This is a genomic window from Peribacillus sp. ACCC06369, assembly GCF_030348945.1.
GTDB lineage: Bacteria > Bacillota > Bacilli > Bacillales > DSM-1321 > Peribacillus.
In genome coordinates this window covers 5,193,237-5,207,264 of the sequence record NZ_JAUCEN010000002.1, presented here as the reverse complement: position 1 = coordinate 5,207,264, position 14,028 = coordinate 5,193,237, and the positions used below count along the sequence as shown (strand labels likewise).

Here is a 14,028-nt window from a genome sequence, read left to right as displayed (position 1 = left end):
ACTAAGTAAGAATATTCCAAAAATACATTATTTTAGAGGAGGAAAGTTCATTGTTTAAACGTAGCTTGTCCATTCTAGCAATCTTTCTATTAGTATTTACTGCAAGCGTTTCCGCAGCCAAGCTCCCAGATCCCCCGACCGGTTCGGGCAGTGCAGGTGAGAAGAATAAGGAAAGCATTATAAAGCTGAAGAAAAATGATTTGGGGAAGAAATACAAAAGCAACGAGAAGGTCAGGGTCATCGTAGAGATGAAGGAAGCCCCGGCAATAGAAACGGCTTCGAAAGAAGGGAAACTTTTTAAACAGCTATCGAAAAATAAGAAACAACAATTAAAGTCCGAAAAATTAGCTGTTCAGAAGAAATTGAAAAATAAGGTGAAAGAGAAGAAAATAGCTTTCAAGGAACTTGAAAGTTTTACCACAGTCGTCAATGGGTTCAGTGGTGAACTTCAGTATGGTGAAATCAAAAAGGTGGAAGCCATGCCTGAAGTTGCTGAAGTACATATAGCGAATGAATATGAACGTCCTGTAGAAAAACCTGAGATGCTTTATAGTAAAGAACTTGTCCAAGCCCAGGAAGCATGGAGGGAATATGGATATAAAGGGGAAGGGATGGTCGTCGGGATTATCGATACTGGAATCGACCCATCTCACCGTGATATGGTCCTGAATGACGAGAATAAGGCAGAACTGACTGAAAGTGAAATTAGCGGAATGAAGGAATCTAGCCATCTATTAGGCAACTATTATACGGCGAAGGTACCTTATGGATATAATTACATGGATGAAAATGAAGAAATCCTTGACCTTGGTGAAGGGGCCTCCATGCATGGAATGCATGTAGCAGGGACGGCTGGTGCCAATGGAGATGAAGCGAATGGCGGCATTAAAGGGGTCGCTCCTGAAGCCCAGCTGCTTGCTTTAAAGGTCTTCGGGAATGATCCCGCCATGCAGACAACATGGGGAGATATATATATTAAGGCAATTGACGATGCAATCATCCTTGGGGCGGATGTGCTTAATATGAGCCTTGGCTCAACTGCAGGTTTTGTATCAGCAGAAGATCCGGAGCAGCAGGCAGTATCCAGAGCTGTTGATAATGGAATCCTCATGTCGATTTCAGCAGGAAATTCGGCTCACTTTGGAAATGGATTTGCAAACCCATCAGCCTCGAACCCGGATATTGGCGTTTCAGGTTCACCTGGACTTGCTTATGACTCGGTACAAGTGGCCTCGGTCGAGAATAACTATATGGATTTGGATGCGGCGACTTATGATATAAATGGGCAAGTAGGAAAAGCGCCGTTCATGTCGGCTTCGAGCGTACATCCCAATGCTTTAAAAGAAAAAACGCATGACTTGGTTGCCGCAGGTCTTGGGACGCCAGAGGAGCTTTCCAAAGTGGATGTAAAGGGCAAGTTCGCCCTCATCGAGCGCGGCACGCTTTCTTTTATTGAAAAGACGCAAAATGCCCAGGCAGCAGGAGCGACAGGAGTCATTATTTACAATAATGCTGATGGATATATTTCCATGGCTACAGATCAAAATATCACGATTCCTCAGCTGTTTATGTTGAAATCGGATGGTGCAAAGCTGAAAGCGGCCTTAACTGATGGAGAAAAGGTGAAGATTACCTTTAATGGTGATAAAACAAAAGCTGTAAATCCAGAAGCAGGAAAAATGAGCGCATTCAGTTCATGGGGAGTCGCACCGAACCTGGATTTCAAACCGGAAATCACTGCTCCAGGCGGACAGATTTATTCGACGTTGAACAACGATGAATATGGAATGATGAGCGGTACTTCGATGGCCGCGCCACATGTATCCGGAGGCTCTGCACTTGTTCTTGAAAGAGTGGATAAAGACTTTAAATTAGATGGATCTGCCCGGGCCAATTTGGCTAAGAACCTGATGATGAATACTTCAAAGCCATTAATGGATCAGGGGGTCGTCAATAACGCCCTAGAATGGGAGAATCCATACTCGCCTCGCAGGCAGGGAGCTGGAGTCATGCAGCTGCAATCCGCATTGTCCACACCTGCTGTCGTGACGGAGGCGTTCACGAAAGAAGCGAAGGTTGCAATGAAGGAGATCGGCAATAAGTTCGCCTTTACTTTAAAGGTTGAAAACTTCAGCAACAAAGCAGTCAAGTATGATGTACAAGGAAATATCCAAACAGACTATGCAATCCAGGGACAACTGGGTTATTCCGCGCACCAGTTAGAGGCACAGGAAATTAAGGACGCTTCGATTAAAATCAATAATAAAGATACAAATAAGATTACCGTACCTGCAAAAAAATCGGTTACATTCGAAGTGAAGGTGGACATAACCGATGCAAAGGTACTTGGCGATGACCTTCAGACTCTTGTAGACGTTGACAAGGTCTTTCCAAACGGATATTTTGTTGAAGGCTTCATTTCATTGAAGGATCCAGCTGACACTAATCCGGAACTGCATGTACCCTATGTAGGGTTTAAAGGGGAGTGGGACAAGGCCCCAATCCTTGATGGCACTAAATATGATAAAGAGTCTTTCTATGGCATGGCAGGTGGAGTATCGACAGCAGGTGAAGATTTCACTTATCTTGGCTACGACCCTGCGGGGAAAACATTTAATGGCAAAAATATTGCGATTTCCCCAAATGGCGATGGAGCGCAGGATGACTTCGTGCCTGTCCTATCATTCTTAAGGAATGCGAAAAAGGTAGAATATAATATATTGAATGGTGAAAACAAATCAGTCCGGAAACTTCGCACAGAGAATAATGTGCGTAAGGACTATTATGATGGTGGGGAAGGGACCGCATACTCACTTGATCCAGCCCGTAAATGGGACGGTAAAATCAATAATGCACTTGCTAAGGATGGGGTCTATCATTTTGAAATCAAAGCGATGATAGATTACGAGGGTGCAAAATGGCAGACTTTTAAAATGCCTATCAAAATCGATACGGTAAAGCCGACAGTCAAGATTTCGAAAAAAGGCAATGTATTAACCATCCAAGGTAAGGATAATTTGAATGGTTCAGGACTTGCTTATTACGATGTGCAAGTCGATGGAGCATCCATCATGGAGGAGCCGCTCCCGGCGAATTCGAAACAATTCACCCTACCTGATGTAAAAGGGGAGAAGGTTCAAGTAGTGGCAATTGACTTTGCAGGTAATGAAAAAACAGCTGAAACTGAATTAGCCAGTGATTCAGCTCCAATCGATAATCATGCACCAGCTGTAAAGATAAAAAGTCCTGAAGCATTAAGCGTGAACAATAAAAAGAAAATCAAAATAACAGGAGATATTGAAGAAGCGTCGGAAATAAAGGAATTTAAAATAGATAATAAAACGATCCCTGTAACGTATAACAAAACGAATAATAAATATGAATTCTCATATGATAAGAAATTCGAGGACGGCGTCCAAAGCTTTACGGTTAAAGCGACAGACAAATGGGATAACACGGTTTCCTTTAAACGGACGATTATGGTCGATACAACAAAACCAGGTATAAAAGTTAAAGGCGTACCGGCAACTGTAGGATTCAAAGGGAAAAATCCAAAAGTGGATGTGACGGTAGAAGATAATTTCGATGAAATCCGCCTTTACCTGAACGGAAGCGAAGTATTCTATAATGAATTCAAGGAACCATATAAAATGCGTGCCTATAAGAAGAAGATAGAGGATCTGGAACTGCCGCTTAAATCAGGCAACAACAAGTTTGAATTTAAGGTGACCGATCTTGCAGGAAATGAATCGAAGAAATCCTTTAACATCAATAAAGCAAAAAAATAACGAAAGGCAGCCCTCTTACCCATGGGTTCAGACTGTAGACAAATTCGCAGAAAGCGAGTTTGCCTACAGTTTTTTTCTTTGAAAAACGTTCCAGCTTATTTCAGAAGTCCGCTCCCTTTCCGCCGACTGTCTGCCAAGCCGCATCAAAGCAAGCGTCTGTGGGGTCTCGTCTAGCCAGTTATTCGGCAGGAGTGTCGCAAATTTCTTCAATCTAATGAGGGTTTCATTCCATAAAAAAGTAAAAAAACATGAAGGATTACCAAGTTTTCCTTTCTAATCAAGGTTCGGGGTAGTCCAATCCGAACCTCCTTTTGACGAAGAAAAGCGAGTTTACCTACAGTATTCTTTAAAAAAACATTCCAGTTGATTGGAACGGAAGGTACGAGACTCCTGCGGGAAAAGCGTGTCCAAGGGAGACCCCACAGGCGCAAAGAGCGCCGAGGAGGCACCCGGACCGCCCGCGGAAAGCGAGTGCCTGGAGTGGAAATCACCGTTCGAATTGTGTACAAACCCTCAAAAAAACTGTTGGTAAAATCAATTATTATCGAGTTTGTTTACAGTATGAGCCCTCTTATCCAAGAGGGCTGTTTTTGCGTAAAAAGATTTCCGGATTATGAATTTGGAGTATGAATTCTTTCGTGATGATTTTGGAGTAGTTTGCTGCGTTTTCACCGTGCTAATATGGAAATCTATTAGTGAGGAAGTATTTTCATTATCTAGCAGGTAAATAGTGAAAGGTGAAGGAATTAGGTATAAAGAACTGATAAAAAAGGAGGATATCTATGTATCGTAAGAAGTATTCGAGCAAAAAGGTATATAATCGTGGAATTACAGTGAAATTTGAAAGAAAAGGAAGCGACTCATCACTTACAAAACCGAGTTTCTTTGATGCACTTCAGCACGTCAATTCTCCATTTGAAAAAGAGCCCCGCTCAGATTCACCCTATCAGGATTTTCCGCTATTTGAGGAGGTAGCCCTTTCTTTTTTTGAAAAGGGTGCTAAAACATCAATTAATTATGACCCCCAACAAGAAAAAATCACCATTGAGGAAAGTTCAGATCAATATCATCAGAATAAGGGGGAGGCGCTTACCGAAATCCTCGATCATATCATGATCAATCATGGAAATCACCATTCTTTTTTCATCATCCAACTGAAAGAATGGAACGTAAAAAGGAAATCAGGCACTCCGTGACTTTCTTTACCTTTCTTAGGCAGGACATTAAAGCTGGTCACTTTCGTTAAAAGTGGAACGTAATTCGACAAGGTTCGTTACCCGGTACATGTAAATTGTTCAGTTCAATATGAATGGGGGCTGCCACGAGCAGCTCCATTAATGTCTCAATACGATTAGGCGCTTTTGATCAATCAAGAATTCAAACTAACTGCCGAATGATTTTTGAAAGGGTTTGAATGCCATAAGCTAATTGGTCCTCCGAGGCGTATGAATATGAAAGCCGTAGATGTGTCGTGTTATTTGGTTCATATATGTACCCCGGATTAAGGAGTATGTTCTCCTTTATCGCTTGTTTGAAAAGATTTGGATTCACGATGGGTTTACATAATTTTAACCATATATAAAATCCGCCTTGAGGTATTTCCCATTCTGCCAGTCCCTTAAAATATTGATTGAGAAGAGATAATGTAAAATCTCTACGTACTATCAACTCATGCCTTAGCCACTCTAAATGCTTTGAATATTGACCACTTGCCAACCATTCTGCCACAAGGTATTGGGAAAGTGCACTGGAACCGTAATCCATTTGCATTTTAATATCTGCTAAACGTTCAATCACAGTTATTGGACCAGCAATCCATCCGATTCGCAATCCGGGGCTTAACGTTTTGGACATACTGCCAATGTGCAATACAAGGCCATCTGCATCAAGTGATTTTATAGGTAGCGGTGGTTCCTTATCAAACCACAAGTCACTATATACGTCATCTTCAATAATCGGAATCTGTTCTTTTTTGCATATGGATAGGAGGTTTTGTCTTTCTTCTTTTGTCCATGTAGTATTTGTTGGATTGTTGAACGTTGGAACAGTATAAAACAGTGACGCTTTCTTCTTTTCAATGATTCGCTTTATTTGTGTGGGAATACTTTCCCGGCCATGGTTTGATATACCTACTAAGTTCATGCCCGCAGATTGAAAAGGATGAACAGAATTTAAATAGGAAGGGGATTCATGTAAAATCATTGATCCCTTTTGAAGTAAACCGACTGAAATCAATTGGAGTGCTTGAAGCCCGCCAGAAACGATCATGAGGGAGCTGGGGCTTACCTTGACCCCTTTTGTTTCTAAATAAACACTTATACATTGGCGGAGCCTTTTATCGCCCTTGGGTTCAGAATAACCCAATGAGTGGGCATCGAAAGAAGTGGAATGCAGCGTCTTTTCGATTTTTTTTGTCGGCAGGAGAGACGGTGAAAGTTCGCCCGTGCCTAATCTGATGATGGTGGTGTCTGTTTCATACTGATTAATGTCCTGAATCGTTTTTAAATTAGGTTCATGAAGGCCATTTCGGACATAGTTTCTCCAGTCGGGCTGTTTGCTGGAGACGAGCACATTCCATGTATTATTCGAAACGAAGGTGCCGGACCCTACCTTGGTTTCCAATAGTCCATCTGCAATCAACTCATCTATAGCTGTAATGATGGTACTTCGGTTAACGCCAAAGGAATCGGCCATTGAACGTTGTGCTGGAAGCTTGGTCGCAACGGGCCATTCCCCCCTTGTTATTTGTTGTTTCATCCAATCCACTATTTGTCGGTGAAGTGATATGTTGGATGTCCGGTTAGGTCTCCATTCGATGATCATACGAAAAATCACTCCTTTCAGGTCTATATTCATTATAAATTGGTTGGGTTGAAAACCAACCAAATGGATGGTCATTTCCTTTGTTTTTTTCATTATACTGAATGTGGGGGAGGGAGGTATTCGTATGGGACCATTTTTTCATGGATTGTTATTGGCATTAGGACTGATACTGCCATTAGGAGTCCAAAATGTATTTATTTTTAATCAGGGAGCAATCCAACCTACGTTAAAAAAAGCATTGCCTGCAACGATCACAGCTGCCATTTGTGATACCGTACTCATTCTGTTAGCCATTTTAGGTGTATCGTTGATTGTCATGCAATATGATTGGTTGCGTCTTACGTTAATCATAATCGGAGTTATATTCCTATTGTATATGGGTTTTCAGATTTGGTCTGCCAAAGCAAATACACAGTCAGATGCTCAAACTATGCAGATGTCCGTTAAAAAACAAATTGTATTTGCTTTATCGGTATCATTACTTAATCCACATGCAATCTTAGATACGATAGGTGTAATCGGTTCTAGCTCACTTGTTTACTCAGGAACTGATAAAATGATTTTTACGGGAACATGCATCGTTGTGTCATGGTGCTGGTTCCATGGATTATGTCTTGCGGGACGATTGCTGAAAAAGGTTGATACATCAGGCAAATTCCTTGGAATATTAAATAAAATCTCTGCAATCATCATCTGGATTACGGCTCTCTATATGGTGAAATCGTTTTTTTGAAAAAATGATATTGTGCAGCATTAACCACTTAATGGGCACTTTTTAAAAAAATGAAGGAGAATACATATTATATGTATTCTCCTTTTGTGTCTTGATAAGCAACACCCCGCACTCATTCATCTTCTTATCGAGAGAGCGGGTGTTTGAGTATGAGAACATTATTGGAGAGCAACCAAGTCCTTGATTTCCTCAGTGGAAAGTTCGGTGATCCAGTTGTCACTGCTGATGATTTCGTCGTTCAGGGCTTGCTTTTTATCAAGCATCTGGTCGATTTTTTCTTCCAGTGTCCCTGTGCATATTAGCTTATGAACGTGAACGAAACGCTGTTGCCCAATTCGGTATGCACGGTCGGTGGCTTGATTTTCAACAGCTGGGTTCCACCAGCGATCATAGTGAATCACGTGGTTTGCTTCTGTTAAATTGAGCCCGGTGCCACCTGCTTTCAGCGAGAGAATAAAAATAGGAAACTCCCCATCTTGGAATCGAGTGATCATTTCATCACGCTGTTTCTTGTTCGCACTCCCGTTCAGGAATGGCACTTCAAAGCCATACCGTTTTTCCAACAATTCTTTCATCATATTGCCCATCCCGATATATTGTGTAAAAATGAGACAGCTTTCATCCTGTTCGCGGACAGCATCGACAAGCTCAGTCAGCTTCTCGAGTTTGCCTGATCGGTTAGGTGCCTTCATGATGTTTTCCTTGTCCATCTCTTTTAAGTAAAGAGCTGGGTGATTGCAGAGTTGCTTTAGCTTATTCAGCATCTGCAGGATGATGCCTTTTCTTTCAAAGGCCGACAGTTGTTCGATATCAGTGAATGTATCTTTGATCAATTGTTCATATAACGACGCTTGCTCTGTGGTAAGCGGTACGAATTCTTTTTGTTCTTGCTTATCCGGGAGATTAAGTGCGACTTCTTTATCGCGTTTTGTACGGCGGAGTAAAAATGGCTGTATCAAACGCTGTAATTCTTTGACTTTATCCTTCTGTTCATCACGTTCGATGGTCGCCACATATTTTTCCTGAAACTGACCTAGCGTTCCAAGATAACCTTTATTGATGAAGTCGAAAATCGCCCATAGCTCACTTAAACGGTTTTCCATTGGCGTACCCGATAACGCAATATGATGCCTGCCATTTAGCTTGCGGACCGCTTTAGATTGCTTTGTTTGGGCATTCTTGATGTTTTGTGCCTCATCAAGGATTACGCTGCTCCAATGGATGGAGGACAGTTCAGCTACATCTTGGTGGGTCAGGCCGTATGATGTTAAGACAATATCATGGTCCGCTGCCAGTTTAGTAAATGCTTCACCTTTAGCCCGATTTGAACCGTAGTGAAGGTGAACTTTAAGTGTTGGTGCGAATTTTTCCAATTCCTTTTGCCAGTTGCCTAATACTGATGTTGGGCAAACGATGAGCGCCGATTGTACAGAGACGGTTTCGGGTGGAGAGGTATTGACCTCAGCCTCATCGCTGCTCTCTTCGTTACTTTCCTCTTCGACGATGATCGTTTCACTCTTTTGTTCGTCCAAGGGAGTAGTGGGCAGCTCTTTACTTGCTCCTTCTTTGTCTTTCACATGAAGGAGGTAGGCAATCATCTGGACAGTCTTCCCAAGCCCCATATCGTCGGCTAGACAAGCACCAAAACCATGCTCCCTTAAAAAAAGGAGCCAGCTCATGCCCAGTTTTTGATAAGGTCGTAAATCGCCTTGAAGTGTATTGGGGACGGGCAAAACGGATATGTTTTTTGTTTCCCTGAGTCTTCCCACCATTTTACGAAGCTCCTGGTTCAATTCAAATTGAATCCGGAGCATTTCGTCGTTTTCAGAATCGTCATCGCTATCTTCATTTACGCCATTCAACAATTCCTGCTGCAGCAAATCAGTCAGCTGGATTCCTTTTTCATTAGCCGTTTCCATCAGCTCCTGAATTTGTTTAATGAAAGCGGGATCAAGCTTGACCCATTGGCCACGGATGAACACAAGCCGCCTTTTTTCATTGACGAGCTCCTCGAACTCCGCCTCAGTGAGCTCTTTGCCATTTAATGAGAAACGCCAATCAAAGTCCATTAAAGCCTTTAACCCGACATAAGAAGGGCCGCGATTTGATTGGCTCTTTACTTTCGCCTTAACCTTCAAAGAGGACTCCTTCAAGGCAAGCCACCAGGATGGAAGGAGAATTTCGACGCCAAGAAACAGGAGTTTTTCGCTTGCGTCGGTCAAGAACTCCCATGCATCCGTTTCCGGAATCTCCCTTTTTAGACGTCCATTCTCTCCAAGCCATGGCACGACGAGTTGCCAGCGTTTCGTAGCACGCACCACTTCACTTGCATACTTATTCCAGCCGCGCGGCAGTTTCTTTCCTGTATATGTTTCGATGATATTCTCATCCTTTTTGGAACGAAGGGTGACATCGAGTATCCAAGGCCCATTACCATCAGGAGGCTCAGTTAAACGGAGGCCTATAGTGAATGGTTTGGGATCGGGTTGGGTCCCGAGCCATTCCTGCCAGCTGTCTTTGTCAAAAAAGGATTGCAATTCTTCGGGAGAAAGCCGTGAATCCTTTAATGCCCCGACGGCTTCACTCCATTTATGCTGCATGGGTGAATAGTTTTTTAAATACATATTAGCGGCACCGTTATACCACTTTTCGATAAATGTACGATTGGTTTCCAGTTCAGGTGAAGGGAGGTCCAAAGATATTTCTTCTTCCCAAAACGAAGGGACGAATTCCTCCTCCACCTCTTCGGGCAGCTTCCAGCCGATGGAGTCCAACTGAAGATTAGTGAAATCCGGTACGGGGATTCCGGCTTCAATGGATTCATGAAGCACAGGCGCTGCCGACAGGCAAAGGGAGGATATCTCGGACCATTCCCATTCTATGAAGGAATTAAAGCTTTCCCTTGCAAAAAAGTTGAGAAGTCCCCAAGCGTCAAGAATGAATACAGGATTTCCATCAACTAGATCCGTGGTCATTTTAGTACCATAAAAGCTTGCGTCATCCCAATTGAATAACAGCCTGCGTATATAATTGGTATTGAGGAAGGTATTCTCTTCATTGACTACACCAAGGGCGTAGGATAAGTTTTCGAGAGCCGCTATTTTGATTTTTAATTTCCCTGGATTAAACATCGATAAGCTTACCCCTTTTTAGTTCTTCTTGGAAAGCGCGAAGCCGTTTGGTTGAATCAGCTACATAAAGTATATAGCGTTCGAATACGTCTTCCTTTTTGCTCTTTTTGTAGATGGTGCGCATCCTTTTCAAATAACGGACAGCTTGCTTATATGCAGGTCGGTTTTTTAAGGAAACTTTTTCCTGAACCGCATGATAATATAGGGGCAAGATTAGTTCCGGTTCTTTTGAGACCACTTCTTTGATGGATTCACTGCTGATTAAGTCAATGCTGATTTCTGAGTAAATATGCATCTCCACCCATTTTTTATATTGTCCTTGTTCAAAAAGGAAATTTGCATAATTCCAATAGCTGTGCGGAAGTGTGGCTCTGTAAAATTTCTCAAGCAAATCGGTTCGTTTTAGCTTATAACAGCAACTGTTAATTAAAGTCGTAAAGGTCCGTACGAAATCTACCCGCTGATAATAATCGGATAAATCCGCAAGAAACTCCTGGACATTAGCGTTGATGAATTCAATGAAAGGGATGGCACGTGACCGGTTGTCTGATTCAGACAGGAGATTCAGCCAATAAAAAATGTATGGACAGGCTTCCTTCTTCAATTCATGGAGTAGTCCAATCGCTTGCTTATCATGATTATCCAGAAGGGATAGGTGAATGGCTGCGAGGGAATAGGACGTCCTCTCAGTCGTGCCCATGTATTTCTCAGGAAGTTCTTTCTTGATTCGTTCCAGTTCCTCTTTACGCCATGAGGAGTTGGAGAATAAGTAGCTCCAAATCTCCCGGTAGAGGTCGATCTTTTCATATTCCAGACCATCTCCTCCATCGAGCAGCTTAGCTACATCCTCCTTGATGCTGAAAACGAAGGGATCAAAGGCGAATGGCCTAGCTTGCCGGCTAAGCGGCTGCACCGTTTCATGAAGCTCTTCTGCTAGGTCGACAGCAAGTGCATAAAAGACCCGGATCATTTGCGTCTGACTTTTATGTAACTGAATCATTCTCAGTGTCAGCTGCATCGAGCAAAATTGTGTAACGAAATGGTAAAGCAGTTTCCATTCCCGTTCCATTGGAGCTTTAGTGCTAAGGCGTTTAAAGTAGGTTTGTATATGGTTTTCAATCATATAAGTAGGCTCGCCTATATGAGGCTCGACATGTTCCTCAAAGGTAACATTCACGAATTGCTTCCATGATGGATAGCTTTTATCTAAGGTGATGGATTTCTCCCCATCCTGTTTAAGTAAATCACTCGCCCGTTTTACTTGCTGCAGTGCTTGGGCGGTTGAGGTATTTTTTGGTGCTTTCCATTCGCTCAGCCAGTCGGAAACACTAGCATGTTCTGAATACGAAGAAAAGAAAACGGCCATTTGATGCCGGCAAATGAACCTTGAATCACATGTACAGCTTCCATCCTGAGGGAAGAGTAGGTTCAGCCTGGCCTTAAAGCGCGTTTCATCCTGTACTTCAGCCGTAATCGTATCTGCCGCTTCTTCTTTAATATCAACAAGCCCCTGACGGTATAACTGAAGCCCTTGATTCACCACGTCCGAATCTTCCGGATTCCCGGCCTCCAAAAATTCCGCCAGCCGCTCCCCAACTAACAACAACTCCCGCTCCATACTCTCCTCCTTCAGGGTCAAGCCCTGTTTACCAAAATTATATTTTTGTATGATCATGAACCATCAGTACTTTAACAATCGTAGTCTTGCCTGGGTTAACCAAGGAATTGCCACAGTGACAATTTTAAAAGCTATCACAGCATATGTACCATGCTTGACTTTTTTCATGGCCATTCTCTTTCCGTCTTTTCATTTAACCCCTGTAAAAGTCAATATCGTCAAAAACCCCCTTGAATATAAGCGGTTCGGATATATAGCCTTCCAAACAGGAATAACTAGCATTCATGCTAACCATGCCACAAATCCTTCATCCGCTTCACATTGCCAAATAGCCAAGTGATGAGGGGCAGGAACCATTTTTAAAAGTGGGTTTTTGAAGCATCTCTTTATTATACTTCATTTTGGCTTGGAATTTGAAATGTAGAATAGAGGTTTTGGAAATGATGAGTCGAGAGCTTATACATATTCTTGGTGTATGGGAAGAGCCATTCCCGTGGGAATGGCTTTATATATAGAATTAGTTTATTTTCATTTCATTCTTCCAACTGTCCAACTTTTTGTTGATGAATGTAGCGAAGGTATGATTTTTTTGTAATGTGAAGAGAAATGCTGACTTTTCCAAGTACTCTTTTGCCTCTTTAAAGTTACCTACGAGTTCAAAATTGTAACCTAAATGGTAATGTAAATCCGCTAACGCATATAATTGATCATGTTCGAGGCACCACTTTATGGCATCTTGGCAGCAGGCAATGGATTCTTCATATCGGACCAGGCGTGTTAAGACTCTGCCAAAATTATAGGATAAGCGCGTCTTTAGCGTTTTATCGGTCAAAAAGGGCAGGGCTTTCAAGTGATCTAAAGCTTTCCTTAACAAGGCAAAGGCATTTTCGTATTGTTCTTCGGCAACATACATCACACCAAGGCTACTCAAGATTTCAAGCTCCCGTTCCGAATAAATTTTATCAGTCGTATGAGTGATGGCGATGGCCTGATTAATAAACTCAATGGCTTTATCTAAATCTTTATTTTTTTCATATTCGTATATTCCCTTGTGCCAAAGAATCAATTGATGATTCTTTTTATTCTGAAGAAAGAGCGGACTGTTCTCCTCAGCCTTAACAATTTGCTGCATTTCTTCATAATTTCGGGTTCTTCTGGCTATTTTTAATTGATAAATCACTTCTTCGACATAATCCAGCCTAGGGGTCATACCAATATCGAAAAAATAGTTTACATCAACGCCTAAACGTTGAGAAATTAAGTAGAGAGTGGATGCATATGGATAGACATCGCCCTTTTCAATCTTACTGATCTGTGCTTGTGTACAAATACCGGATGCCAACTCTTCCTGGGAAAGTCCGATTTGTTTACGTAGCTCTTTGATTTTTTGTCCAACTGCAAAAAAATCCATTTTGATTCTCCTTAAAATATGCCTAGAGTTATATTTTGTTATGAAAAATCGGTGAAAGCTGTATGTACAGGTCCTGAACGGTTTAAATAGATTCTTTAGTCGAAATTAATGGTTTTAGGAAATGTGGTTAAATATAACTATAGAATTAATTTCTATTTTAACCAATATTTTTTTAAAAGAAAAGGAGGAATGACCTATGAAAAAAAGTACTAAAGCATTAGTCGTATCTTTTCTTATCATCGCTGCTTTTGTTATTGTCCCAAGCGAATTACCAGGCCTTTACGCAGAACTTCCAGGTTTATATAAATAAGTAATGAAGCTTCCTATTATTCATTCAAGCATCTTCATATGAAGGTGTTTTTTTTATTCTTTTTAGAAGATTATTCTTTTGCGCATATTCCTTTAGTTATAATTATCCATGCAATGGGGGTGAAAGGTCCATTTGGTAGGTGTGGAAGAAACGTGAGCGTAGTTTGGAACGCCTATTTCCTTTTATTAATTTTGTTATAGTGTAAATAATAAAA

General features: G+C 41.7%; 7 protein-coding genes and 1 pseudogene. 4 read left to right on the top strand and 4 right to left on the bottom strand.

Annotation, left to right across the window (positions count from 1 at the left end):
* The first annotated feature begins 50 nt into the window (after window positions 1-50).
* Together QUF78_RS26415 and QUF78_RS26410 are read left to right on the top strand one after the other, a co-directional pair.
* On the top strand, window positions 51-3,788 hold the full coding sequence (locus QUF78_RS26415) for a S8 family serine peptidase (RefSeq protein WP_289327028.1): 3,738 nt from the start codon (window positions 51-53) through the stop codon (window positions 3,786-3,788).
* A gap of 782 nt (window positions 3,789-4,570) precedes the next feature.
* Window positions 4,571-4,984: a hypothetical protein gene (locus QUF78_RS26410; RefSeq protein WP_289327027.1), complete on the top strand. Its 414-nt coding sequence runs from the start codon at window positions 4,571-4,573 to the stop codon at window positions 4,982-4,984.
* Window positions 4,985-5,165: 181 nt separating this feature from the next.
* On the opposite strand, the gene QUF78_RS26405 is transcribed toward QUF78_RS26410, so the two are convergent.
* Entirely contained in the window at window positions 5,166-6,704 is a 1,539-nt protein-coding gene (locus QUF78_RS26405) for an aminotransferase-like domain-containing protein (RefSeq protein ID WP_353957930.1), read from the bottom strand.
* Between the two features lie 31 nt (window positions 6,705-6,735).
* Between QUF78_RS26405 and QUF78_RS26400 the strand changes: the two genes are divergently transcribed.
* Window positions 6,736-7,344 carry a LysE/ArgO family amino acid transporter gene (locus QUF78_RS26400; RefSeq protein WP_289327026.1) on the top strand — a complete coding sequence of 203 codons (609 nt, stop codon included), beginning with the start codon at window positions 6,736-6,738 and terminating at the stop codon, window positions 7,342-7,344.
* Window positions 7,345-7,502: 158 nt separating this feature from the next.
* Here the strand turns inward: QUF78_RS26400 and QUF78_RS26395 are convergent.
* Window positions 7,503-9,629 (bottom strand): annotated as a pseudogene (locus QUF78_RS26395) (DEAD/DEAH box helicase); the annotation flags it as partial.
* A gap of 838 nt (window positions 9,630-10,467) precedes the next feature.
* Window positions 10,468-12,093: a hypothetical protein gene (locus tag QUF78_RS26390; RefSeq protein WP_289327024.1), complete on the bottom strand. Its 1,626-nt coding sequence runs from the start codon at window positions 12,091-12,093 to the stop codon at window positions 10,468-10,470.
* Between the two features lie 115 nt (window positions 12,094-12,208).
* Here QUF78_RS26390 and QUF78_RS26385 point away from each other — a divergent pair, with 115 nt between their 5' ends.
* Entirely contained in the window at window positions 12,209-12,433 is a 225-nt protein-coding gene (locus tag QUF78_RS26385; RefSeq protein WP_289327023.1) for a hypothetical protein, read from the top strand.
* 177 nt (window positions 12,434-12,610) lie between these two features.
* Here the strand turns inward: QUF78_RS26385 and QUF78_RS26380 are convergent, their stop codons facing one another.
* On the bottom strand, window positions 12,611-13,504 hold the full coding sequence (locus QUF78_RS26380; RefSeq protein ID WP_289327022.1) for a helix-turn-helix domain-containing protein: 894 nt from the start codon (window positions 13,502-13,504) through the stop codon (window positions 12,611-12,613).
* Window positions 13,505-14,028 lie beyond the last annotated feature (524 nt).